The sequence below is a fragment of the Streptomyces peucetius genome (assembly GCF_025854275.1).
Classification (GTDB): domain Bacteria; phylum Actinomycetota; class Actinomycetes; order Streptomycetales; family Streptomycetaceae; genus Streptomyces; species Streptomyces peucetius_A.
Window position 1 is genome coordinate 3,298,790 of the sequence record NZ_CP107567.1, and the last position, 23,360, is coordinate 3,322,149.

The 23,360-nt window shown below is 70.7% G+C and carries 21 protein-coding genes; 12 read left to right on the forward strand and 9 right to left on the reverse strand.

The window, feature by feature from the left end; all coding sequences use genetic code 11:
- Positions 1-35: 35 nt before the first annotated feature.
- Both glp and galU read right to left on the reverse strand, forming a co-directional pair.
- Positions 36-1,337 carry a gephyrin-like molybdotransferase Glp gene (gene glp / locus OGH68_RS14995; protein WP_264244375.1) on the reverse strand — a complete coding sequence of 434 codons (1,302 nt, stop codon included), beginning with the start codon at positions 1,335-1,337 and terminating at the stop codon, positions 36-38.
- A 4-nt stretch (positions 1,338-1,341) separates the two neighbouring features.
- A complete protein-coding gene (galU, locus tag OGH68_RS15000; protein ID WP_264244376.1) occupies positions 1,342-2,268 on the reverse strand; it encodes a UTP--glucose-1-phosphate uridylyltransferase GalU in 927 nt (308 codons plus the stop codon).
- 93 nt (positions 2,269-2,361) lie between these two features.
- Here galU and OGH68_RS15005 point away from each other — a divergent pair, with 93 nt between their 5' ends.
- The gene (locus tag OGH68_RS15005) at positions 2,362-2,979 is read left to right on the forward strand and encodes a 5-formyltetrahydrofolate cyclo-ligase (protein WP_264244377.1); all 618 of its coding nucleotides are present in this window, start codon (positions 2,362-2,364) and stop codon (positions 2,977-2,979) included.
- On the opposite strand, the gene OGH68_RS15010 is transcribed toward OGH68_RS15005, so the two are convergent.
- Positions 2,945-5,743, reverse strand: a complete 2,799-nt coding sequence (locus OGH68_RS15010; protein ID WP_264244378.1) for a penicillin acylase family protein — start codon at positions 5,741-5,743, stop codon at positions 2,945-2,947. The genes OGH68_RS15005 and OGH68_RS15010 overlap by 35 nt on opposite strands.
- A 217-nt stretch (positions 5,744-5,960) precedes the next feature.
- On the opposite strand from OGH68_RS15010, the gene OGH68_RS15015 reads away from it, so the two are divergent.
- From OGH68_RS15015 to OGH68_RS15040, 6 genes are all read left to right on the forward strand, one after another.
- Positions 5,961-7,472, forward strand: a complete 1,512-nt coding sequence (locus tag OGH68_RS15015) for a potassium/proton antiporter (protein WP_264250092.1) — start codon at positions 5,961-5,963, stop codon at positions 7,470-7,472.
- A 284-nt stretch (positions 7,473-7,756) separates the two neighbouring features.
- The gene (locus OGH68_RS15020; RefSeq protein ID WP_264244379.1) at positions 7,757-9,028 is read left to right on the forward strand and encodes an MFS transporter; all 1,272 of its coding nucleotides are present in this window, start codon (positions 7,757-7,759) and stop codon (positions 9,026-9,028) included.
- Between the two features lie 67 nt (positions 9,029-9,095).
- A complete protein-coding gene (locus OGH68_RS15025) occupies positions 9,096-9,425 on the forward strand; it encodes an FmdB family zinc ribbon protein (protein WP_264244380.1) in 330 nt (109 codons plus the stop codon).
- 81 nt (positions 9,426-9,506) lie between these two features.
- On the forward strand, positions 9,507-10,370 hold the full coding sequence (locus OGH68_RS15030) for an S-methyl-5'-thioadenosine phosphorylase (protein ID WP_264244381.1): 864 nt from the start codon (positions 9,507-9,509) through the stop codon (positions 10,368-10,370).
- 279 nt (positions 10,371-10,649) lie between these two features.
- Positions 10,650-11,165 carry a hypothetical protein gene (locus tag OGH68_RS15035; RefSeq protein WP_264244382.1) on the forward strand — a complete coding sequence of 172 codons (516 nt, stop codon included), beginning with the start codon at positions 10,650-10,652 and terminating at the stop codon, positions 11,163-11,165.
- Between the two features lie 123 nt (positions 11,166-11,288).
- Entirely contained in the window at positions 11,289-11,789 is a 501-nt protein-coding gene (locus tag OGH68_RS15040; protein WP_264244383.1) for an MscL family protein, read from the forward strand.
- Positions 11,790-11,812: 23 nt separating this feature from the next.
- Here OGH68_RS15040 and OGH68_RS15045 read toward each other — a convergent pair whose 3' ends face one another.
- Positions 11,813-12,019: a hypothetical protein gene (locus OGH68_RS15045; protein ID WP_264244384.1), complete on the reverse strand. Its 207-nt coding sequence runs from the start codon at positions 12,017-12,019 to the stop codon at positions 11,813-11,815.
- A gap of 295 nt (positions 12,020-12,314) precedes the next feature.
- On the opposite strand from OGH68_RS15045, the gene OGH68_RS15050 reads away from it, so the two are divergent.
- Positions 12,315-13,367: a P1 family peptidase gene (locus OGH68_RS15050; protein ID WP_264250093.1), complete on the forward strand. Its 1,053-nt coding sequence runs from the start codon at positions 12,315-12,317 to the stop codon at positions 13,365-13,367.
- Between the two features lie 144 nt (positions 13,368-13,511).
- On the forward strand, positions 13,512-14,330 hold the full coding sequence (locus tag OGH68_RS15055; protein WP_264244385.1) for a DUF6227 family protein: 819 nt from the start codon (positions 13,512-13,514) through the stop codon (positions 14,328-14,330).
- A gap of 135 nt (positions 14,331-14,465) precedes the next feature.
- On the opposite strand, the gene OGH68_RS15060 is transcribed toward OGH68_RS15055, so the two are convergent.
- Positions 14,466-16,100, reverse strand: coding sequence for an MFS transporter (locus OGH68_RS15060; RefSeq protein ID WP_264244386.1), 1,635 nt, complete (start codon positions 16,098-16,100; stop codon positions 14,466-14,468).
- Positions 16,101-16,162: 62 nt separating this feature from the next.
- Here OGH68_RS15060 and OGH68_RS15065 point away from each other — a divergent pair, with 62 nt between their 5' ends.
- A complete protein-coding gene (locus OGH68_RS15065; RefSeq protein ID WP_264250094.1) occupies positions 16,163-17,122 on the forward strand; it encodes a helix-turn-helix transcriptional regulator in 960 nt (319 codons plus the stop codon).
- 115 nt (positions 17,123-17,237) lie between these two features.
- Here the strand turns inward: OGH68_RS15065 and OGH68_RS15070 are convergent, their stop codons facing one another.
- A complete protein-coding gene (locus OGH68_RS15070) occupies positions 17,238-18,263 on the reverse strand; it encodes an RNA polymerase sigma factor RpoD/SigA (RefSeq protein ID WP_264244387.1) in 1,026 nt (341 codons plus the stop codon).
- Positions 18,264-18,411: 148 nt separating this feature from the next.
- Between OGH68_RS15070 and OGH68_RS15075 the strand changes: the two genes are divergently transcribed.
- Positions 18,412-18,951, forward strand: a complete 540-nt coding sequence (locus OGH68_RS15075) for a GNAT family N-acetyltransferase (RefSeq protein WP_264244388.1) — start codon at positions 18,412-18,414, stop codon at positions 18,949-18,951.
- A 118-nt stretch (positions 18,952-19,069) separates the two neighbouring features.
- On the opposite strand, the gene OGH68_RS15080 is transcribed toward OGH68_RS15075, so the two are convergent.
- Entirely contained in the window at positions 19,070-19,852 is a 783-nt protein-coding gene (locus OGH68_RS15080) for a dioxygenase (protein ID WP_264244389.1), read from the reverse strand.
- Positions 19,853-19,985: 133 nt separating this feature from the next.
- Here OGH68_RS15080 and OGH68_RS15085 point away from each other — a divergent pair, with 133 nt between their 5' ends.
- Positions 19,986-20,501 (forward strand): MarR family winged helix-turn-helix transcriptional regulator, encoded by a 516-nt coding sequence (locus tag OGH68_RS15085; RefSeq protein WP_264244390.1) that lies wholly within the window; start codon positions 19,986-19,988, stop codon positions 20,499-20,501.
- A 222-nt stretch (positions 20,502-20,723) separates the two neighbouring features.
- Here OGH68_RS15085 and OGH68_RS15090 read toward each other — a convergent pair whose 3' ends face one another.
- Together OGH68_RS15090 and OGH68_RS15095 are read right to left on the reverse strand one after the other, a co-directional pair.
- On the reverse strand, positions 20,724-22,247 hold the full coding sequence (locus OGH68_RS15090) for an MFS transporter (RefSeq protein ID WP_264244391.1): 1,524 nt from the start codon (positions 22,245-22,247) through the stop codon (positions 20,724-20,726).
- 183 nt (positions 22,248-22,430) lie between these two features.
- Positions 22,431-23,078 (reverse strand): TetR/AcrR family transcriptional regulator, encoded by a 648-nt coding sequence (locus OGH68_RS15095; protein ID WP_264244392.1) that lies wholly within the window; start codon positions 23,076-23,078, stop codon positions 22,431-22,433.
- Positions 23,079-23,360: the final 282 nt, after the last annotated feature.

A 23,360-nucleotide genomic window follows, 5' to 3' on the forward strand; every position in this document is an offset into this window, starting at 1 on the left:
GTGTGGTGTGCCACGGTACCGCCACAGGGGGCCGGTCAGCCCAGGAGGACCACACCGACCTCAGCGCCGGGCTCCACCGAGGTCTCGGCCTCGGGAATGACGATCAGACAGTCGGCGTGGGCGAGCGCCGCGATCAGATGGGAGCCGGCGCCGCCGACGGGCGTGACGCTGCCGGACTCCGCGTCGTACGTGCCGCGGAGGAACTGGCGCTTGCCGGCCGGGGAGCCGAGCGCCTCGTCCGCCTTGAGCACGGCGCGCGCGGTCGGGCGGTGCACGTCCGGCAGGCCCATCAGCGTACGGATCGCGGGGCGGACGAACAGTTCGAAGGAGACGTACGACGACACCGGGTTGCCGGGCAGGGCCAGCAGCGGCGTGTGCTCCGGGCCCATGGAGCCGAAGCCCTGCGGCTTGCCCGGCTGCATGGCGAGCTTGCGGAAGTCGATCCCGCTGCCCGGCTCGTCCTCGTCGCCGACCGAGGAGAGCGCCTCCTTGACCACGTCGTACGCCCCGACGCTCACCCCGCCCGTGGTGACCAGCAGATCGGCACGGACGAGCTGGTCCTCGATGGTGGCGCGCAGGATCTCCGCGTCGTCGGTGACCGCGCCGACCCGGTAGGAGATCGCGCCCGCGTCGCGTGCGGCGGCGGCGAGCGCGAAGCTGTTCGAGTCGTAGATCCGGCCCTCCGTCAACTCCGCGCCCGGCTGGACGAGTTCGCTGCCGGTCGACAGGACCACCACCCGGGGGCGGGGTCGGACGCGCACCGTGCCGCGGCCGATGGCGGCGAGCAGCCCGATCTGGGGCGGCCCGAGGACCGTGCCGGCTTCGAGGGCGAGGTCGCCCGCCTGCACGTCGCTGCCGCGGGCACGCACATGGGCGCGCTCCTCGACGGGCCGGTGGACGCGGACCTCGCCGCTCGCGCCCTCGGGGGCCTCGCCGGCCGGGCGCATGGCCCGGGCCGCTCCCCCGCCGGTGCCGCCGTCGGTCCACTCGACGGGGACGACGGCCTGCGCGCCGGGCGGCAGGGGGGCTCCGGTCATGATGCGGGCGGCCTGGCCGGGGCCGACGGTGGGCAGACCGTCGCTGCCCGCGGCCACGTCGCCGATGACGGTGAGGACGGAGGGGAACTCCTCCGTCGCGCCCGCGACATCGGCGACCCGGACCGCGTACCCGTCCATGGAGCTGTTGTCGAAGGGTGGCAGCGCGACGGGGACGGTGACGTCCTCCACGAGGACACAGCCCTGCGCGTCCGGCAGTTGCAGCTCGATCGGGTCGAGCGGGCGGATCGCTGCGAGGATGTCCTCGAGGTGGTCGTCGACCGACCAGATCGTGCTGCTCACGGTCCTACATCTCCTCGTTCACAAAACTGCGAAGCCAGTCCCGGAACTCCGGGCCCAGGTCTTCACGTTCGCACGCGAGTCTGACAATGGCACGCAGATAGTCACTGCGGTCGCCTGTGTCATAACGACGGCCCTTGAAGATCACGCCGTGGACCGGGCCACCGACGCTCCCCGCCGGGCCCGTGGCCGCCTGCTCGGCCTCCGCGAGCTTCTGGAGGGCGTCGGTGAGCTGGATCTCGCCGCCGCGGCCCGGCTCCGTCTCGCGCAGTATGGCGAAGACGGCCGGGTCGAGGACGTAGCGCCCGATGATCGCCAGATTGCTGGGCGCGTCCGCCTGCTCCGGCTTCTCCACCAGATCGGTGATCTTGACGACGTCGCTCTCGCCGGTGGGCTTCACGGCGGCGCAGCCGTAGAGGTGGATCTGGGCCGGGTCGACCTCCATCAGCGCGATGACGGTCCCGCCCTCACGCTCCTGCACCTCGACCATGCGCGCCAGGAGCGGGTCGCGCGGATCGATCAGGTCGTCGCCGAGGAGGACCGCGAAGGGCTGGTCGCCGACGTGCGGTTCGGCGCACAGCACGGCGTGGCCGAGGCCGCGCGGGTCGCCCTGGCGCACGTAGTGCATGGTGGCCAGGTCGCTGGACTCCTGGACCCTGGCGAGCCTCCCGGCGTCGCCCTTGCGGGAGAGCGCCTCCTCGAGCTCGTAGTTGCGGTCGAAGTGATCCTCGAGGGGGCGCTTGTTGCGCCCAGTGATCATGAGTACGTCGGAGAGGCCCGCCGAGACGGCCTCCTCGACGACGTACTGGATCGCGGGCTTGTCGACCACAGGCAGCATCTCTTTGGGAGTGGCTTTCGTGGCAGGCAGGAACCGGGTGCCAAGGCCTGCGGCGGGGATGACAGCCTTGCTGATCCTGAAGTGCGACTGAGTCATGCGGAGACAATAACCGCTGGACATGGGGGGAAGATGATACTCCGGTTAACTTCGTCCCCATAAAGCGGTGTACAAGATATTTACGGATGGTCAATGAATGCCGACATGTCGGAAAAGAGTGAGCTGCGGGCGGAACTCCTCGGTGCACGAAGGGCCCTGTCGCCACGGGACGTCCGGGAGACCGCCGCAGTCCTCGCGCGGCACGCTCTGGAGCTGCCCGAGCTGGCGGACGCCGGCACCGTCACCGCCTACGTCTCGGTCGGCCGCGAGCCCGGCACGCGCCCGCTGCTCGACGCGCTGCGCGCCAGAGGGGTACGCGTCCTGCTGCCGGTGCTGCTGGCCGACAACGACCTCGACTGGGGGACGTACCGGGGCCCGGAGCACCTGGAGCCCGCCGGGCGGGGGTTGCTGGAGCCGGACGGGGAGCGGCTCGGCCCGGACGCCGTCGTCACGGCGGACGCCGTGCTGCTGCCGGGCCTCGCGGTGGACGCCGGCGGTATGCGGCTCGGGCGCGGCGGGGGCTCGTACGACCGTGTCCTCGCACGCCTGGCCGCCGCCGGGGCGAATCCGGCGCTCGTCGTGCTCCTCTACGCGAACGAGGTGGTCACGCGGGTTCCGGTGGAAGCGCACGACCACCCCGTGCACGCGGTGGTGACGCCGGGCGGCGTCACCCGGTTCACGGAGCCGACTGCCCCGGCGGGTGGAGCGTGAGCGTGTCGACGGCCCCGGCCGAGACCGCGTCGGCGCTGTAGGCCCAGCCCAGCAGTTCGCCGGCGGCCCACTTGTCGGTCTGGTCGGTGTAGTGCGCGCTGTACGCGTGGCCGGATGCGCCGGTGAGGTTGATCCACCGGGACTCGTCCCAGTCGCCGACGTTGACGACCATCCGCATCGAGGGGACCCACACGACCTCGTAGCCGCCGGCCGCGTTCCAGCCCGTGGCGTTCACCGCGGCCTCGCCGCCGCCCAGGTTCCACGGGCCGCGGTTGAGCATGAACTGCAGGAAGCCGGGGCCCGCGGTGCCCAGCGTCTGGTTCCTCAGCGTCAGCTGGTGCAGACGGCCCCAGGTCCAGCTGGAGGCGTCCTTGCCGAGCTTGGCGGTCAGCTCCCAGCGGGCGTCCACCATCGCGCGGCCGAGCAGCTCGTCACGCTGGTCGGTCGCCTTCTCCGTACGGGTCCGCGGTGACTGCCACCACGCGTTGTCCTCGTCCTTCAGCAGCCGGCGCACCACCTCGAACCAGCGGTCGCCGCCGTCCGGCTGGGCCGAGTCCGCGTCGCGCCCGCCGCACTCGCGCACCCGCTCCTCGAGGTCGTCGTCCGGGGCGGTGCTGTCGGCGGGCCGGACACTGAGGCACTCGCCCTCGACGCGCAGCTCCTTGGGGAGCTTGTTGCCGAACGCCAGCTTGAGGACGTTGCGCCACACGGCGTTGAAGTAGGCGGCCGCGCCCGAGTCCGGCTCCTGGGTGTAGTCCCAGCCCTCCAGCAGCTTCTGCGCCTCGCGCACGTACGGGTCGGAGATGTCGATCTTCAGCAGGTAGGGCGTCAGCAGCTTCGCGATCTCGCTGCTGTTGTCCGTCTGCATGGTGCGCATGTCTTCGGTCGAGATCTTGCCGCCGTCCTGGATCTTCGACTCGATGAGGTCGTTGATGCGCTGGCTGCGGGCGCCGTAGCCGTAGTCCTTGGTGATCAGGTACGGGTACTTCTCGTCGTCGATGACGGCCTGGTTGGCGGTGACGATGTAGCCGCGTTCCGGGTCGTACTCGTACGGCAGCTCCTCGAAGGGGATGTAGTCGGTCCACTTGTACGCCGGGTCCCAGCCGGGCGCCGGCGTCGAGCCGTCGCCGCGGGCGCGGACCGGGATCTTGCCCGGTGCCTGGTATCCGATGTGGCCCTCGGTGTCGGCGTAGATCAGGTTCTGCGAGGGGACCTCGAACTTCCGCGCGGCCTTGCGGAAGCTCTGGAAGTCGTCGGCCCGGTTGAGCTCGAAGACGGCGTCCATGGTGTTGCCGGGCTGGAGGGCCGTCCACTGCAGGGCGACGCCGTAGCCGGAGCCGCGGTCAGGCGCGGCGTTGGAGACGGGGGCCTTCTCGCCGACCTTCTCCAGTTCGTCGCTGCGGTCGGAGACCAGGGGGCCGTGGCCGGTGGAGCGGACCGTGATGGTCTTGCTGGCGCCGCCGGCGACCTTGATGACCTCCTCGCGGGTGGTCAGCGGCTTCTCCTCGCCGCCCACCACGTAGCTGTCGCCGGTGAGCTTCTCGAGGTAGAGGTCGGTGACGTCTGCCCCGAGGTTGGTGAAGCCCCAGGCGATGTCCTGGTTGTGGCCGATTATCACGCCCGGCATGCCGGAGAAGGTGTAGCCGGCGACGTCGTAGCGGCACTTCGCGGAGGTCTCACGGCAGTGCAGACCCATCTGGTACCAGAGCGAGGGAAGCTGCGGCGCGAGGTGCGGGTCGTTGGCGAGCAGGGGCTTGCCGGTGGTCGTGTACTGCCCGGAGACCACCCAGGAGTTGGAGCCGATTCCGTTGCCGCTGGGGCCCAGGAGCGCCGGGATGGCGTCGAGGGTGTCCGAGAGAGCGGACAGCTGCGAGTTCAGCCCGGAGGCGGCGTCCGCCGCACCGGTGCCCGTGCCGTTGCCGGTGCCGGTGCCGTTCCCGGTGCCCGCGTCCGTGGAGCCGCTGGAGGCGTCGTCCAGGTCGGAGGGCTTGGCCGCCGGGTCGAAGTCGCCGGTGACCTGGCTGATGCCGCCTTCCTCCACGATCGGCTTGTTGCGGTCGAACGGATAGGACGGGTAGAGGTCCTTGATCTGCTTCTCGCTCAGCCTGCTGGTCAGCAGGGAGCGGTCGATCTCGTCCTCCATGTTCCCGCGCAGGTCCCAGGCCATCGCCTTGAGCCAGGCCACCGAGTCGACCGGCGACCACGGCTCGGGCTTGTAGTTGTTCGTGAAGGACAGCGCCGCGTACTCGACCGAGATCTCCTCGGGAGAACGCCCTTCGAGATAGGCGTTGACACCCTCCGCATAGGCCTGGAGGAACTTCTTGGTCTCCGCCGAGAGCTTGGTGTCGTACTCCTGCTGCGCGACGCGGCGCCAGCCGAGCGTGCGGAGGAAGGCGTCCGTCTCGACCTGTTCGGAGCCGAACATCTCGGAGAGCCGGCCGGACGTCATGTGCCGGCGGACGTCCATCTCCCAGAAGCGGTCCTGCGCCTGGACGAACCCCTGCGCCCGGAACAGGTCCTCGTCGCTGTCCGCGTAGATCTGCGGGATGCCGTAGCCGTCCCGTTTGACCTCGACCTGGCCGCCGAGTCCTTCGAGCTGGATCGAGCCGGTGGTCTGCGGGAAAGAGGCACGCACCGTACTGATGCTCCAGTACGCCCCGTATCCGACGCCCGCGACGAGCGCCAGCACCAGGACGAGCACGAGCAGACGGGCGCGTCGCCCCTTCTTCTTCTTGGGGGAAGAGGCCGTTGTGTTGGCGGGCATCGCTGTCCTTCGAGGGGCAGGGTGGTCCTGGGAATGCTGAGGCAACTCTAGGCGCAGCTCCCGACCGGCCCGGACGCGGTATCCACAAGGCACCCATCGTCACCGGACAAACAGATCATCACATCATCAAGGAACCGTTAAAGATTAGGTAAGGTAACGAAGTGTCGCCTGCCGGTACGAAGAACCGGCCGCTTGGCGCAAGGGGAAGGATCGGCCACTGACTGTCCACCAGCTCAACGAACTCCTGCTCGTCTGCTCGCTCGTCCTGCTCGTCGCCGTGGCGGCCGTGCGCATCTCATCGCGCAGCGGCCTGCCCAGCCTGCTGCTGTATCTCGGCATCGGGATCGCGATGGGCCAGGACGGCCTGCTCGACCTCCAGTTCGACGACGCCGAACTGACGCAGGTGATCGGCTACGCCGCCCTCGTGGTGATCCTGGCCGAAGGTGGACTCGGCACGAAGTGGAAGGAGATCAGGCCCGCTCTGCCCGCGGCCGCCGCGCTGGCGACCGTCGGCGTCGCGGTGAGCGTCGGGGTGACGGCCGCCGCCGCCCACTACCTGGTGGGACTCGCGTGGCAGCAGGCCCTGATCGTCGGAGCGGTCGTCTCGTCGACCGACGCCGCCGCCGTCTTCTCCGTACTGCGCAAGGTGCCGCTGCCGCCACGGGTTACGGGAGCGCTGGAGGCCGAGTCCGGCTTCAACGACGCCCCCGTGGTGATCCTGGTGGTCGCCTTCTCCTCCACCGGGCCGATGGACTCCTGGTACATGCTCATCGGCGAGATCGCGCTGGAGCTGGCGATCGGCGCGGTCATCGGCCTGGCCACGGGCTGGCTCGGCGCCTACGGACTGCGGCACGTGGCGCTGCCCGCGTCCGGCCTCTACCCCATCGCGGTCATGGCCATCGCCGTGATGGCGTACGCGGCCGGCGCCATGGCGCACGGCAGCGGCTTCCTCGCCGTCTACCTCGCCTCGATGGTCCTCGGGAACGCCAGACTGCCGCACTCCCCCGCCAACCGAGGTTTCGCGGAGGGCCTCGGCTGGATCGCCCAGATCGGCATGTTCGTCCTGCTCGGTCTGCTGGTCACCCCGCACGAACTGCCCCGCGACTTCTGGCCCGCGGTGGTGGTGGGGCTGATCCTCACCGCGGTCGCGCGTCCGGTCGGGGTGCTCATCAGCCTGCTCCCCTTCCGCATCCCCTGGCGGGAGCAGGTACTGATGTCCTGGGCGGGCCTCCGCGGTGCCGTGCCCATCGTCTTCGCGACCATCCCCATGGTGTCGGGCGTCGACGACAACGACCGGATCTTCAACATCGTCTTCCTCCTGGTGGTCGTCTACACGCTGGTCCAGGGGCCGACGCTGCCCTGGCTGGCGAGGCGGCTGCGGCTCGGTGACTCCTCGGAGGCGGCCGACCTGGGCATCGAGTCCGCTCCCCTGGAGCGGCTGCGAGGACACCTGCTGTCGGTCGCGATCCCCGAAGGGTCGAAGATGCACGGTGTGGAGGTGGCGGAGCTGCGCCTCCCGGCCGGTTCCGCGGTCACCCTCGTCGTACGCGACGGCAAGAGTTTCGTTCCGATGCCGACGACGGTGCTGCGCCACGGGGACGAACTTCTCGTGGTGGCGACCGATCCCGTACGGGACGCGGCGGAGCGGCGGCTGCGGGCGGTCAGCCAGGGCGGAAAGCTGGCCGGCTGGCTCGGCGCCGGAGGCACGACCCGCCGCAGATCCCGCTGACCTGCACCCACTCTGGCACCCACCCGGGCACCCCCCCTGGGCGAATCACAGGAATAAGGCAGTGATCCCTGTCATTTCCCAGGAGTGTCCGGGAAAAATCCCTGTACCATGAAGGCACACTGATCGACCAACTCTGCCTGACGCAGAGCTGGCGCGACCGTATGGCGGCCGCGGAGTCCCCCGCAGTGGACCCCGGTATCTACCGCAGTTCCGCGCAAGAGGACAGCTCTCGGCGGCTCCCGACACCCAGGGGAGCGCTACCAGGCGGCAGAAAGGCAAGGACCGTGGAGTCCACGGTCGCTTCTGGCAAGCGTCCTGGTTACGGGCAGCTGCTCCGTACCGCAGGCGCCTGGACGTTCCTGCTTCCCGGGTTCGCCGCCCGCCAGCCCTTCGCCATGCTCACCATCGGCATCGTCCTGCTGGTTCAGCACACCACCGGCTCGTACGGCAGCGCCGGCGCCGTCGCGGCCGTCACCGGCGTCTCCATGGCGCTGTTCGCGCCGCAGAGCGGCAAGCTCGCCGACCGCTTCGGCCAGCGTGCCGTGCTGGTGCCCGGCGTCCTCGTGCACACGGCGTCCGGTGCCGCCCTCACCACGCTGGCCCTCGCCGGCGCCCCTCTGTGGGCGTTGTTCGCCGCCGCCGTGCCGACCGGCGCCTCCGTCCCGCAGGTCGGCCCGATGGTGCGCGCGCGCTGGGCGGCACGGCTCCAGGGCTCGCCGCTGATGTCGACGGCCGCGGCCTTCGAGTCGGTGACGGACGAGTTCACCTTCGTGGTGGGCCCCGTCCTGGCCACCGCCCTGTGCACCGGCATCCACCCGGCGGCCGGCCTGATCGCCGAATCCGCGCTCACCCTTGTCGGCGGACTGCTGTTCGCGGCCCAGCGCCGCACCCAGCCCGCACACGGCCTCTCCCCCACCGACGCACACACGAAGCGCGCCTCCGCGCTGTCCGTACCGGGCGTACGGATCCTGGCGGTCGCCTTCCTCGGCATCGGCTCCGTCTTCGGCGGCATGCAGGTGTCCTTGACGGCCTTCACCGAGGAGATCGGGCAGCCCGGCATGAACGGCCTGCTGTACGGGCTCTTCGCCGCCGGAAACATGCTCGCCGGTGTCGCGGTCGGCACCATCGCCTGGAAGACCGGGCCGCGCCGCCGCCTCGTGCTGGGCTACGCGGGCCTCACCGTCGCCGCGTCCCTGCTGTGGACGGCACACTCCGTGGTGCTGCTCGGAGCGCTGGGCCTGGTCGTCGGACTCTTCATCGCCCCCGCCCTGATCACGGGCTACACGCTCGTCGACTCGCTGGTGCCTGCCTCGGCCCGCACCGAGGCCTTCACCTGGCTGACCGGCGCGGTGGCGCTGGGCCAGGCGGCCGCCGTGACGGTGGCCGGACGACTGGCCGACGGGTACGGCGCGAGCGCCGGATTCACCGTGCCGCTGGCGGGCACCGCACTCGCACTGGCCACCCTCGTGGCACTGCGTTCGCGGCTGGTCCCGAAGGCCTCGGGACGGGTCGCGGCGCGTGGGATCGGTCACCGAGTGCCTGTGACGGTGGACTGATCCAGCGGAATACGTCAGTATGGAGCGTCGTTAGCACTCATTGAGTGAGAGTGCCAGGAGGAAGACAGTGCCGACCTACCAGTACCAGTGCACCGAATGCGGCGAGGGCCGCGAGGCGGTGCAGAAGTTCACCGATGACGCCCTGACCGTGTGCCCCAGCTGTGACGGACGCCTGAAGAAGGTGTTCTCCGCGGTCGGCATCGTCTTCAAGGGTTCCGGCTTCTACCGCAACGACAGCCGCGGCTCGTCGTCGAGCAGCGCGCCCGCGTCGTCGTCCTCGGCGTCCTCGTCGACGGCCACGAAGCCGTCGGAGTCCAAGGCGTCGTCCTCGGCCTCCTCGTCGACCGCCTCCTCCTCGTCGTCGAGCACGTCGAGCGCGTCCGGCTCCGCCGCTTGATCCTTACGTTCCGAGGACCCCGCCGCGGCAGCGATCACGGCGGGGTCCTCGGCGTGTTCGCGTGCGGCTACTGTGAGCGCCATGGCGACCAATTCGAACGCAAGCGAAGCGTCGGGACCGGCGGACATCGGTGTGATCGGCGGCTCCGGCTTCTACTCCTTCCTGCAGGACGTCACCGAGATCCAGGTCGAGACCCCGTACGGCCCGCCCAGCGACTCGGTGTTCCTCGGTGATGTCGCGGGTCGGCGGGTCGCCTTCCTCCCGCGCCACGGACGGGGGCACCATCTGCCGCCGCACCGCATCAACTACCGCGCCAACCTCTGGGCACTGAGGTCGGTGGGGGTCCGCCAGGTGCTCGGCCCGTGCGCGGTCGGCGGCCTGCGCCCCGAGTACGGACCCGGCACGATGCTGGTGCCCGACCAGTTCGTCGACCGTACGAAGTCCCGGGCACAGACCTACTTCGACGGTCTGCCGCTGCCCGACCGGACCGTCCCCAACGTGGTCCACGTGTCACCGGCCGATCCGTACTGCCCGACGGGGCGCAGGACGGTGCTCAAGGCGGCACGCGGTCGCGACTGGGAGCCGGTGGACGGCGGGACGCTGGTGGTCGTCGAAGGTCCTCGTTTCTCGACCCGGGCCGAATCCCGGTGGCACGCGGCGATGGGCTGGTCGGTGGTCGGCATGACCGGGCACCCGGAGGCCGTTCTCGCTCGTGAACTCGAACTCTGCTACACGTCGATCACGCTGGTCACGGACCTCGACGCGGGCGCGGAAGCCGGCGACGGCGTCTCGCACGAAGAGGTGCTCGAGGTGTTCGCGGCCAACGTCGACCGGCTGCGGACCGTCCTCTTCGACGCGGTGGAGGCACTGCCGGCGAACGAGAAGCGCTCCTGCGACTGCGGCAACGCGCTGGGGGGCCTGGACCCGGGCATCGTGCTTCCGTAGCGGGGCGGGGCGCCCCTCCGGCGCGGCGAAACCACCCTTGCCGGTGAGTGAGTTGTCCACATCCGGCGGCCTGTCCACAGGCCGCTGCAGGCCGGCGGCGGAACGTGGATCGTGAGGAGCGGTCGGTCACGGGCGCCGGGCTCGGGCCACTTGCACAAGGCGGTGCGCAGCATGTCCTTTCTGCCTTCCTCCCCTCCTCCCGCTTCCTCTTCCTCCTCTTCGCCCTCCTCTACTCCCTCTTCTTCGCCCTCCTCTTCTCCGGCGCCGGAGCTCCTGGGCGTGCCGCCGTTCGCCCCGCTGCGCGTCCGCGGCGGGGCCCAGCGGCTACGGCGCGCGCTGTGGCGGCAGCGGCGCACGATGGCGGCGGGCCTCGCGGTGACGGCCGCTGCGCTGGCCGCGTCGACCGCTCGCGGAGCCGACGCCTCCGGCACGGTCGCTGGGCATGAGGCCAGGGGCGGGGCGGGCGGCGGTTCGCCGGCGGCCGCGTCTCCGGCAAGGGAACGCCGACCTGCCACCGAACTGGTGTCCGCCCCCGTACGCATCGCGGACGCCGCCACGGTCCGGCTGCTGCGGCCCGGGGACCGGGTCGATGTCATCGCGGCCACCGATGCGCCCACAGGGCAACCTTCGGAGGCGAAGGTCGTGGCATCCGGTGTGCGGGTGGCCGAAGTGCCCGGCACCGGAGGCGAAGCCATGGGCGGCGGTGCGCTCGTCGTCCTCACCGTGTCCCGTGCCACGGCGACGGAACTGGCCGGTGCGGCGGCGACCTCCCGGCTGGCGGTGACGGTGTGCTGACTCGTACCGACGCAGGGCCGGGCCACCTGGGGACCGGTACGGATTGGACAAGACGGTCGGGCCCTGCCGTAGGTTGCGGAGCTGTCCCCCTCCCCAACAGCTGGTATGAAAAGAGGCTCATTCGTGAGCGAGAAAGAGCCGAGCGTGCTCGAAGGCTTCAAGGCCTTCCTGCTCCGCGGCAACGTGATCGACCTCGCGGTCGCGGTCGTCATCGGTGCCGCCTTCACCAACATCGTGAACGCGGTGGTGAAGGGCGTGATCAATCCGCTGGTCGGCGCGTTCGGCACCAAGGACCTGGACGCCTACAGCTCCTGTCTGAAGGCCCCCTGCGAGGTCGGCACCGACGGCGAGATGCAGGGCATCCAGATCATGTGGGGTTCCGTGCTCGGCGCGACCCTCCAGTTCCTGATCACCGCGGCCGTCGTCTACTTCCTCATGGTGCTGCCCATGTCGAAGTACCTCGCCCGCCGGGTTGCCGCACAGAAGGCCAAGGAAGGTGTGCAGGAGACGCTCGAGGTCACCGAGCTGGAGGTGCTGAAGGAGATCCGCGACACCCTCGTGGCACAGCGGGGTGCGGGCCCCGGGGGCGCCACGGGTACGCCGGGGGCCGACGAGGGCCGCTGAGGCGGCCGGCGCTTCGTCGGCGGTCAGATGTGGTGGGGCGGCTTCTCGTCGAGGAAGCGTGCGAGATCGGCGGCGCTGTCGCCGCCGCCGGGAGGCCGCTCACCCCACCCACGGTCCGTATCGTCCGCCGATTGCTGGTCCAGCGGATCGTCGAAGATCAGCCTCGGTTCGGGACGCTGCTGTCCGGGCTGCTTCGCGTCTCGCGGTCCGGGGGCGGGGGCGGTGCTCATACCTCCAGGGTACGGCGAAGGTCCCCCGGTGTCCCAGCCGTCCCTCGGGCCCATCCGCCACGGGTCCGGGGCCAGGTGCAGCACCAGGAGATTCATGGACGCGGGCTGCGAGCAGCGCTCGCCGGCCGGCCCGTTCAGCCGCGGGCCGCGGCCGCCGGGACGACGACGCGACGGGAACTCACCAGCGCCGGGGCTGCAGCGCTGCGGGGGCCTCCCCCGCCCTGTGGCGGACCGTCGGACCACCGGACCGCCACGCGACGGTGCCGGTCCAATTAACCTGGCGGGCATGGTCGATATGGAAAGGGCCGAAGGTCCGGCCGGCGGGCTCACGGACGTCACGGGCCTGCGGGTCGGTCATGCGCAGGTCGCCGGGCCCGGTGCGCTCAGCGGCACCACGGTCGTCCTCGCACCCGCGGGCGGAGCGGTCGCGGCCGTGGACGTCAGGGGCGGCGGGCCCGGCACCCGGGAGACGGACGCCCTGGACCCGCGCAACGTCGTCCAGCGCATCGAGGCGGTCGTACTGACCGGCGGCAGCGCGTTCGGTCTCGAGTCGGCCGCCGGCGTGATGGCCTGGCTGGAGGAACAGGGCCGGGGCGTACGCGTGGGCCCCGACCCCTCACAGGTCGTGCCGGTGGTACCGGCTGCCTGCGTCTTCGACCTGGGGCGCGGCGGCAACTGGCACGCGCGTCCGGACGCGTCGACCGGACGCGCGGCCGTGGTCGCGGCTGCCGCCACCGCCGAGGGAACGCCGGTCGAGGAGGGATCCGTCGGCGCCGGGACGGGTGCGGTGATCGGGCGGCTCAAGGGCGGCGTCGGCACGGCGAGCACCGTCCTCGACTCCGGCATCACCGTCGCCGCACTGGTCGTGGCCAACGCGGTGGGCTCGGCCGTCGATCCACGGACCGGCGCGCTCTACGGCGAGTTGGTCACCGAAGGCGCGGACCGCGCGGCACTCCCCGCCTCGGCCGTCCACGCCGCGGCCCAGCTGCGGCTGGCCGAGGCCGGCGAGAAGAACGGGCCACCACCGCTGAACACCACCCTCGCCGTCGTCGCCACCGACGCCGATCTCACCCGGGCGCAGGCGCATAAGCTCGCGGGGACGGCGCACGACGGCATCGCGCGCGCCGTGCGGCCCGTACACCTCCTGAACGACGGCGACACGGTGTTCGCGCTGGCCACGGGCTCGGTCGCACTGGACGCCGGCAGTCCGCTCGCGCTCAACGACGTACTGGCCGCGGGCGCCGACGTGGTGACCAGGGCCATCGTTCGGGCCGTGACGTCGGCCGCGGGTGTCGAAGGACCGGGCGGCAGCTTCCCTTCCTACACGGAGCTGTACGACATCGACTGACGTATCGGACAGCCGAGTTGGGGGCGCGCGGGAACTTCTGCCGTGCGCCCCTTCGTTTTACCCAACCCCGAAGCGCACTGTCGGACGGAAGCGCTACTTTTAGCAATCACCAAGTGACTTGTGGCGACGGCCTGGAGACCCCTCTTGAACGATCCCAACGAGCCGTACGGTCCGTACGACCCGTACGAGGCGACCGAGACGCACATCGAGCGACTCCTGGGTCGGGCGCTCAACTCCTTCGAGCTGCCCGACGCGACGGTCGAGCAGCTCGGCTCCGCGCTCGCGCATGCCAGTTCCCTGCACTCGTCGCACCACAGCGCATCGCTGCACCGGGCGACGTACCGCCATGCCTATCTGCTCGGTGACGGCAGCTCGCTCGTGCTGTGGGAGCTGGTGCACAACACCGGCCGCGACGGCACCGACCAGCACGAGCTCTACGCGGAGGAGTCCGAGGCACGGCTGGCGGCGTCCCGGCTGCCCGCCGGTTTCCCCGGGTTCGCCGGGACGGGCGGCGCAGCCGGACCGGGCAGCGCGCTCGGCCAGGAGCTCGGTGTCGATCTGGAGGACGAGCTGGACGCGGGACTGGAGCTGCTGGCCGCCCTGATGGCACCGCCCCCCGCCCCGCTGCCGCCGATGTACGTCCCCGACAACTCCGCCGACCACGCACGCAGGCTGCTGCGCCGGGCGGAGAACGACGACCGGCCGGGCGAGGAGACGGCCCGGCTGCTGCGCGCCGCCTTCGCCCACCACATCACCCAGGTCTTCGGTCGACAGTTCCGGGTCGCCGGGAAGGACGCGGGGTTCACGCTCTACGAGCACGCCTTCCTGCTGCTCGACGGCACGGAGCGGAGCCTGTGGGAAGTCGAGCACACGGCGACGCCGGACGGCCGCCACATGTGCGAGGTGTACGAGGCGGAGCACGACGCCCGCGCGGCCATGGAGCTCCGCACGCGGGTCCGGTAGCCCTCGTCCGGCGGCGTCCGCACCCGGTGGCCTCGCGCGGCGTCCGGCGGCCAGCCGTGCTGCCGCCGCCCGGCACAGGACCGTGCCCGTGCCACGGCAAGCGGCACGGGCACGGGGGCCGATGTCCTCGGTCGTTCAGCGCGAGAGCGCCGGCTCCGGCTCGGGGTCCTGCTCGGGGTCCTGCTCGACGTCCTCCTCGGCGCGCGGCACGGTCTCGAAGTCCGGGGAGCCGCCCTGGCCTTCCTCCGTGGTGCCGCCCTCGACGTGCTGCTTCGGCTTCGCCGGAAGGGCGAACATCACTACGAAGATCACGACCAGCACTCCGGCCACCCACCACAGCGAGCTCTCGAAGGCCTCCACGAAGGCCGTCCCCACGGCCCCCGGCGCGGACGTGTGCTCGCCGGCCGGGGCACCGGCCGACTCACCGATCGACGCGTCGACCGAGCTGAAGAAGACGAGGGACACCAGACCGAGGCCGAGCGCGGTCCCCATCTGGCCGGTCGTGTTGATCAGGCCGCTCGCGGACCCCGCGTGCTGGCGCGGCACCTCGGAGAGGACGGCGTCCGTCAGCGGCGCGACGATGAGCCCCATGCCGACGCCCATCACGACCAGCGGCAGGATCATCTGCCACGAGTGGATGGCCATGCCGTACCGGTCGGCCTCCCAGATGTAGATGACGAGTCCGGCGGCCATGGTGACCGCGCCCGCCTGGAGCACCTTGCGGCCGAATCGCGGCACCAGCAGCTGCACGGACAGCCCGGCCGCCGCCGAGACGGCGACGGAGAACGGCACCCCGGTCAGGCCGGCCTTCAGGGGGCTCCAGTCGAGCCCGGTCTGCATGTAGAGCGTCCAGACGAGGAAGAAGATGCCCATCACGACACCGAAGGTGAGCTGTACGGCGATACCGGCGGCGAAGCTCTTCACCTTGAACAGCGACAGTTCGACCAGCGGCGAGCCGTCCTTGCGGGTCTTGTGCTTCTCGTACGCCACGAAGGCGGCGAAGACGAGCAGACTGCCGGCCATGCACAGGTGTCCCCAGAGGGGCCAGCCCAGCTCGCGGCCGCGGGTGAGCGGGTAGATCAGCATCAGCAGCGCGGTCGTGACCATCAGGACACCGACGAGGTCGAGCCGAAGCGCCTTGGGCGCACGGGACTCGACGATGAACTTCCGTCCGAGGAGGAGCCCGGCGATGCCGACCGGCAAGTTGATCAGGAAGATCGGCCGCCACTCGAGGCCGAAGAGGTTCCACTGGGTCAGCAGCGCGCCGAGCAGCGGGCCGGAGACCGCGCCGAGGCCGACGACGGCGCCGAACAGGCCGAAGACCTTGCCCCGTTCGTGTGCCGGGAAGGTGACGTGGACGATCGACAGCACCTGCGGCACCATCATCGCGGCGGCCGCGCCCTGGAGCAGCCGGGAGGCGACGAGCATCTCCTCGCCCACGGCGAATCCGCACAGCGCGGAGGCGAGCGTGAAGCCGGTGATGCCGATGAGGAACAGCCGCTTGCGGCCGTAGATGTCGCCGAGCCTGCCGCCCGTGATCAGGCCGGCGGCGAAGGCGAGCGCGTATCCGGCGGTGATCCACTGGATGGCGCCGAACGACGCACCGAGGTCTCGTTGGAGGCTGGGGATCGCGATGTTGACGATGGTCACGTCGACCAGATCCATGAACGCCGCGGTCATGACGATCGCCAGGGCGATCCAGCGCCGGCGGTCCGTCGCCGTCACCGGTCCGGCTGTCGTTTCTGCCACGGCGGGCTGCTGTGAACTCATAGGAGGAATCTAGGCAGCGTATAGGTCAGAACATGTCCTAGATGGCGGCCATCCTGAAGGACATGACGGACACTCCGGCACGACTTCTGAATCTGCTGTCGCTCCTCCAGACCCCGCGGGAATGGCCCGGCAGTGAACTCGCCGAACGCCTCGACGTCAGTCCCCGCACGATCCGGCGGGACATCGACCGGCTGCGCGACCTCGGCTATCCGGTCGAGGCCACCAAAGGAGCGGTCGGCGGGTACCGGCTGGTCGCCGGCGCGGCCATGCCGCCGCTGCTGCTGGACGACGAGGAGGCCGTGGCCATCGCGGTCGGCCTGCGGGCAGGGGCCGGGCACGCCATCGAGGGCATCGAGGAGGCGTCCGTGCGGGCGCTCGCGAAGCTCGAACAAGTGCTGCCGTCCCGCTTGAGGTACCGGGTCGCCACGCTCCAGGCGGCGACGCTGCCGCTCACCAGGGGCGACGGAGCGACGATCGATCCGCAGACACTGACGGTCATCGCGGGCACGGTGACGGCGCGCGAACGGCTGCGGTTCGCCTACCGGGCGGGCGACGGCGCCGAGTCCCGGCGCCAGGTGGAGCCGTACCGTCTGGTGTCGACCGGGCGGCGGTGGTACCTCGTCGCGTACGACATCGGGCGCGAGGACTGGCGCACGTTCCGCGTGGACCGGGTGGCGGAGCCGTTCGCGACGGGCGCCAGGTTCACCCCGCGCGAGGCGCCGGTCGGGGACGCGGCGGAGCTGCTGGGCCACTCGATGTCGCGTCAGCAGCAGGAGCACGACGTCGACGTGAGTTTCGGGGCACCGGCGTCGTACGTGGCGGCACGGCTGCCGGAGCATCTGGGCGCACCTGTCCCGACGGGTGAGGAGAGCTGCCGGCTGCGGGCGCGCTCGGTGGATTCCGTGGAGTGGCTGGCGCTGCGGCTGGCGTTGGTGGACTGCGAGTTCACCGTCCACGGTCCGGATCCGCTGCGCGCGTACGTGACGGACCTGGCGACGCGGCTGGCCAGGTCCACGGCCTGACGCGGCGCGGCACCCACCGGCGCACGCTCCAGGTGGCCTCGGCCCGGGCTCGGCGGCCCGCACCGCGGGCCGGCCGGAGGCGGACCCTCCGGCCGGCGCGCAGCCCCGCGGCGGGCTACGCGGCCGGCTCGAAGCCCGTGTCGCGGGCCATCCGCTTGAGCTCGAGCAGCGCGTGCTTCTCGATCTGGCGGATCCGCTCGCGCGTCAGGCCGTGCTCCTTGCCGACCTCGGTCAGCGTCCGTTCCCGGCCGTCCTCGATCCCGTACCGCATACGGATGATCGAGGCCGTGCGGTTGTCGAGCTTGCCGATCAGGTCACCGAGCTCCTCGCTGCGGAGCAGGGTGAGCACGGACTGCTCCGGGGAGACTGCCGAGGTGTCCTCCAGCAGGTCGCCGAACTGGGTCTCGCCCGCGTCGTCCACGGCCATGTTCAGGCTGACCGGGTCACGGGCCCAGTCGAGGACGTCCATGATCCGGTCGGCTGAAGAGCCCAGCTCCTCGGCGATCTCCGAGGGCTCCGGCTCCCGGCCGTTCTCCCGGTTGAACTCTCGCTGGACACGGCGGATGCGACCGAGCTCCTCCACCAGGTGGACGGGAAGCCGGATGGTGCGGGACTGGTCCGCTATCGAGCGGGTGATCGCCTGGCGGATCCACCACGTCGCATACGTGGAGAACTTGAACCCCTTGGCGTAGTCGAACTTCTCGACCGCGCGGACCAGGCCTGCGTTCCCTTCCTGGATCAGGTCCAGCAGCGGCAGTCCGCTGCGCGGATAGCGCCGGGCGACGGCCACGACGAGTCGCAGATTCGAGCGGATGAAGATGTCCTTCGCGCGCTCACCCGCTTCGGCCAGCGCCTCCAGCTCCTCCCGCGTGGCACCGCCGGCCTCGCCCTCCCCCGCCTCGGCAGCGGCTGAGGTCACCTTCTTGTCGAGGATCTGGCGGGCGTACACACCTGCCTCGATGGTCTGGGACAGCTCGACTTCCTTGGCGGCGTCGAGCAACGGCGTACGCGCGATCTCGTCGAGGTACATGCCGACCAGGTCGCGGTCGGCGATCTCCCCGCCCACGGCGCGAACACTGCTTGCCCTGTCGGTCGCCCCACCGGAGTCGGACTGACGGCGGGCGACGGCACGGGTTGCCATGCGAGCTCCCTTGCTGAGTAGGTCGCGACACCCTCCCGGGTGCCCTGCATCCGAAGGAAACAACGACTGGAATCCGGACAGAATTCCCATCGGGTGCGTCCATTTCCGCGATCATGCAGTACCCTGCGCCGCCACCCAGGGAGGGACGATGCTGCCGGAACACGCGGAGGTGCAGGTCAGGGCGGGTACCGACGCCGACCTCGACGCTCTCACGGACATCTACAACCACTACGTCCGTGAGACCCCCATCACGTTCGACACCACGGTTTTCACCCCTGAGCAGCGCCGCCCATGGCTGCACTCCCACCCTGAAGACGGCCCGCACCGCCTTCTGGTTGCTCAGGATGTCCGTTTTGTCGACAGTAATCCGCCGGCCGGTGTTCTCGGGTACGCCACCAGCAGCCCCTTCCGCCCCAAGCCGGCCTACTCGACCTCCGTCGAGGTCAGCGTCTACTGCGCCCCCGAGGCCGCCGGGCGCGGCGTCGGCACGCTCCTTTACGAGGCGCTCTTCAAGGAGCTGGGGACCGAGGACGTGCACCGGGCCTACGCGGGCGTCGCGCTGCCGAACGAGCCCTCGGTCCGCCTGCATAACCGCTTCGGCTTCCGGCACGTCGGCACGTACGAGGAGGTGGGCCGCAAGTTCGGCCGGTACTGGGACGTGGCGTGGTTCGAGAAGCGCCTGGACTGAGCGCGGCCCCGGATGCACGCCCCTGCCGCCACCCAAGTGCCCCCAGGCGCCCCATGCACCCCAGGCGGCCCAAGCACTCCAGGCGTCCAGGCCCCAGGCCGCCCCGGACCCCCGACGCTCAGCCGAATTGCACCGACCGCTTCGCCAGCCCCATCCAGAAGCCGTCGATGACGCTGCGGCCGCTCCCGATCTCCGCCTCAGACGCCCCCAGTGTGACGAACAGCGGCGCGAAGTGCTCGGTCCGCGGGTGGGCGAGCCTGCCCGCCGGGGACTTGTTCTCGAAGTCGAGCAGCGCGTCCACATCGGCGGCCGCCAGCGCGCGCTGCCCCCAGTCGTCGAATTCGGCCGACCAGCCGGGCGTACCGTCGTGCCGCAGCGCCGCCAGGTTGTGCGTGAAGAAGCCGCTGCCGACGATCAGCACGCCCTCGTCCCTGAGCGGCGCGAGCCGGCGCCCGATCTCGAGCAGCTTCTGCGGGTCGAGCGTGGGCATGGAGATCTGCAGCACCGGGATGTCGGCGTCCGGATACATCTCCACCAGCGGCACGTACGCACCGTGATCGAGCCCCCGGTCGGGAATGTCCTGCACCGGCATGCCGGCGCGGCGCAGCAGCTTGCGCACCGAGTCGGCCAGTCCGGGGGCACCCGGGGCGTCGTAGCGGACGCGGTAGTAGTGCTCGGGGAAGCCCCAGAAGTCGTACACCAGGGGCATGGTCCGGGTCGCGCCGAGCGCGAGGGGCGCCTCCTCCCAGTGGGCGGAGACCATCAGGACGGCCTTCGGCCGGGGAAGCGACCGGGACCAGGCGGCGAGCTCTCCCGGCCAGACGGGATCGTCGGCCAGGGGCGGGGCGCCGTGGGAGAGGTAGAGGGCGGGCATACGCCGCGCGGTGTTTTCGGTGTTCATGTCGGTCGGCTCCCGGTCTGCTGGACCTGGTCTGCTGCGCTGAGAGCCCGAAGTTTGCTTGAACTTTCAAGCTCGGTGAAACCCTAACTCCATTTAGTTCAACTTTCAAGGAGGGGGTCGTAGAGTGGGATACATGAACAGGGCACTCAATGGTGAGGGCGGTCCGGGACCACGCTGGCTGAGCGACGAGGAACAGCGCGTCTGGCGCGCGTACCTCCACGCCACCACCCTCCTCGAGGACCACCTCGACCGCCAGTTGCAGCGCGATGCGGGCATGCCGCACATCTACTACGGTCTGCTCGTCCAGCTCTCGCAGGCACCGCGCCGCCGCAAGCGGATGACCGAGCTGGCCATCGACGCCAAGATCACCCGCTCTCGCCTCTCGCACGCGATCGCCCGGCTCGAGAAGAACGGCTGGGTGCGGCGCGAGGACTGCCCCTCCGACAAGCGCGGGCAGAACGCGGTACTGACGGACGAGGGCTTCGGCGTCCTGGAGCGGACCGCTCCGGGCCATGTGGAAGCCGTACGGCAGGTGATGTTCGACCGCCTCACTCCCGAGCAGGTCAGGCAGCTCGGCGACATCATGCAGGTCATGGCGGAGGGGCTGCAGCCCCAGGACACCGGCGCGGACCTGCCCTGGCTCAGATGACCGCGGCGCGCACGGGCCCCGCCGGAACGGGACCGGTACGCGAGAGCCTTGCCTGACGGTGACCGCAGCGACGGTGACCGCAGCGCGGAGGGCCGTTTCGAAGGCAGCGGCCGCAGCACGCAAGGGCCTCGCCCGGGTGCAGTACCCGGGCGAGGCCCTTCTTCACGCGCGTACGACCTGCCGTTCCGGCGGCTTGCGCCCCCGGCCCCGTGGCCCGACCGCTCAGTGTGCGACGACGGGGATCTTGACCTCGTCCGCCACACCGGTGCCGTCGTCCGAGCCGGCCGCGACCGGACCGGCCTGCGGGCGCCCGGTGTTGATGAACGTGAACGCGATCGCCGCCGCGGCCGCCAGGATGCCGACCGCCCACCAGATGGCCGACGAGAAGCCGTGCACCATGCCCTGGAGCTCCAGCAGCTTCGGGTCGGTCGCACCGGCGGCGTGCGAGGCGACGTACGAGGTCGTGGCGGAGGCCGCGATGGTGTTGAGCAGAGCCGTACCGATCGCGCCGCCCACCTGCTGCGAGGTGTTGACCATCGCGGAGGCGACGCCGGCGTCGGCCGGGTTCACCCCGTGCGTGGCCAGCGACATCGCCGGCATGAACGCCGTACCCATGCCCAGACCCAGCATCAGCTGCGCGGGCAGGATCAGGCCGACGTAGGAGCTGTCGACGTCCAGCCGGGTCAGCAGCAGCATGCCGAGCGCCGCGAGGACGAAGCCGGGGCCCATCAGCAGACGCGGTGCCAGACGGGTCATCAGCCGGGCGCCGATCTGGGTCGAGCCCGTGATCATGCCCGCGATCATCGGCAGGAAGGCGAAGCCCGTCATGACGGGCGAGTAGTCCTTCACGACCTGCAGGTAGAACGTCAGGAAGAGGAAGAGCCCGAACATCGCGATGATGGCGAGGCCCAGCGAGAGGTAGACACCGCCGCGGTTGCGCTCGGTCAGGACACGCAGCGGCAGCAGCGGCGACTTCACCTTCGCCTCGGTGAGGACGAACGCGGTGAGCAGCACCGCGGAGGCGATGAACATGCCCACGGTCAGGCCGTCGGACCAGCCGGCGGACTCGGCGCGGGTGAAGCCGTAGACGAGGGCCACCAGGCCGAGGGTCGACAGCACGACACCGGGGATGTCGAGGGAGGAGCGGTTGCGCGCGCCCTCCGGCTCACGGATCACCAGGTAGGCACCGACGGCGGCGACGATCGCGAACGGGATGTTGACGTAGAAGGTCCAGCGCCAGTTCAGGTACTCGGTGAGGAAGCCGCCGAGGATCAGACCGACGGCGCCACCGCCACCGGCGATCGCACCGTAGATGCCGAAGGCCTTGGCGCGCTCCTTGGCGTCGGTGAACATCACGGCGAGCAGCGACAGCGCGGCGGGCGCGAGCAGCGCGCCGAACGCACCCTGCAGGGCGCGCGCACCGAGCATCATCGCCTCGCCGGTGGCGGCGCCGCCGAGCGCGGATGCCGCGGCGAAGCCGAGCAGGCCGACGACGAACGTGCGCTTACGGCCCCACAGGTCGGCGATACGGCCACCGAAGAGCAGCAGTCCGCCGAAGGCGAGGGCGTAGGCGGTGATGACCCACTGCCGGTTGGCGTCGGAGATATTGAGGTCCTGCTGGGCGGTGGGGAGCGCGATGTTCACGATCGTCGCGTCGAGCACCACCATCAGCTGGGCGAGGGCTATGAAGACCAGGGCTTTCCAGCGGCTCGGGTCAGGGAGTGAAATGTCGGCTGTTTTCGGCATGGGTCTGGCCACCTCATCGGTAACGGAAGGTCACGTCGGTACGGAGTAAGCCGGTACGCGAGTAAGCGAGTGAGCGGTCGAAGGACTGCGAAGCGAAGAATCGTGAGAAGCGTGCGGGCGAGGAGGAGAGGGAGGTCCAAGGGAGCCGAGCGGCCCCGGAATGAAGTCGGGGGCGCTACGGCGTCACGAAGTGGTCCGGAGGTCCTCCAAGGTCGCGGCCGCGCCCGGCAGTTCGGAGCGCGCGGGCGCCTCCAGTCCGTCCAGGAACAGCTGCAGATGACGATGGACGAACCGGTCCATGTTCGGGCAGGCGGTGCCCGGCAGCGGCCGGGTGAGCTGGGAGAGCGCGACCATCAGATCGCCCACGGCCACGTCGGTGCGCATCCGGCCCGCCGACTGCGCGGCCTCGACGAGACCGCGCACGGCCTCCTCGAGGTGCTGACGCCCGGCGTGCAGGTCCGGGTGGTCGTGGTCGAAGGCGCCGGACAGCATCGGGCACAGGGCGCCGATCCGCTCGTCGGCCGCCGCGTGGACGAAGCGGCGCAGCGCGGCGAACGGATCGGCCTCCTCGGCCGCCGCCGCGTCCGCCTGCTCCGTGGTGCGGGACATGACGCTGATGACGACGTCGCGGACGAGGACCGCGCGGTCGGGAAAGTGCCGGTAGAGCGTGGCGTTGCCGACGCCGGCGCGGCGGGCGATCTCGTCGAGCGGGACCTCCGGCCCGAACTCGACGAACATCTCGCGCGCGGCCGACACGATCCGCTCGCGGTTGCGCAGGGCGTCTGCCCGGGGGCGCGGCGTGCGGCGCGTCTCGGTGGCGGCGATGCTCACGGCTCTCCACTTCCTTCTGGTGCTCGGTCTTCGGCACTCGGTCTGCTCGTGCCCGGTCTGCTCGTGCGGTGTGCTCGTGCCCGGTCTTCCGGCACTCGGCCTACCCGGCACCCGGCCTTCCGGTACCCGGCCCCCAAGCGGGGACAGCTTCCCCGTTTCGCGGAACACCGGTTCAAACGGGGAAACGGTCCCCGGTTATTTCCCGGCCCTTCTGTGAACTGGGCCACATATGCCTCCCGCTGCGAAAACCACACGATCGGACCACCCGACGCGCGCCCCGTC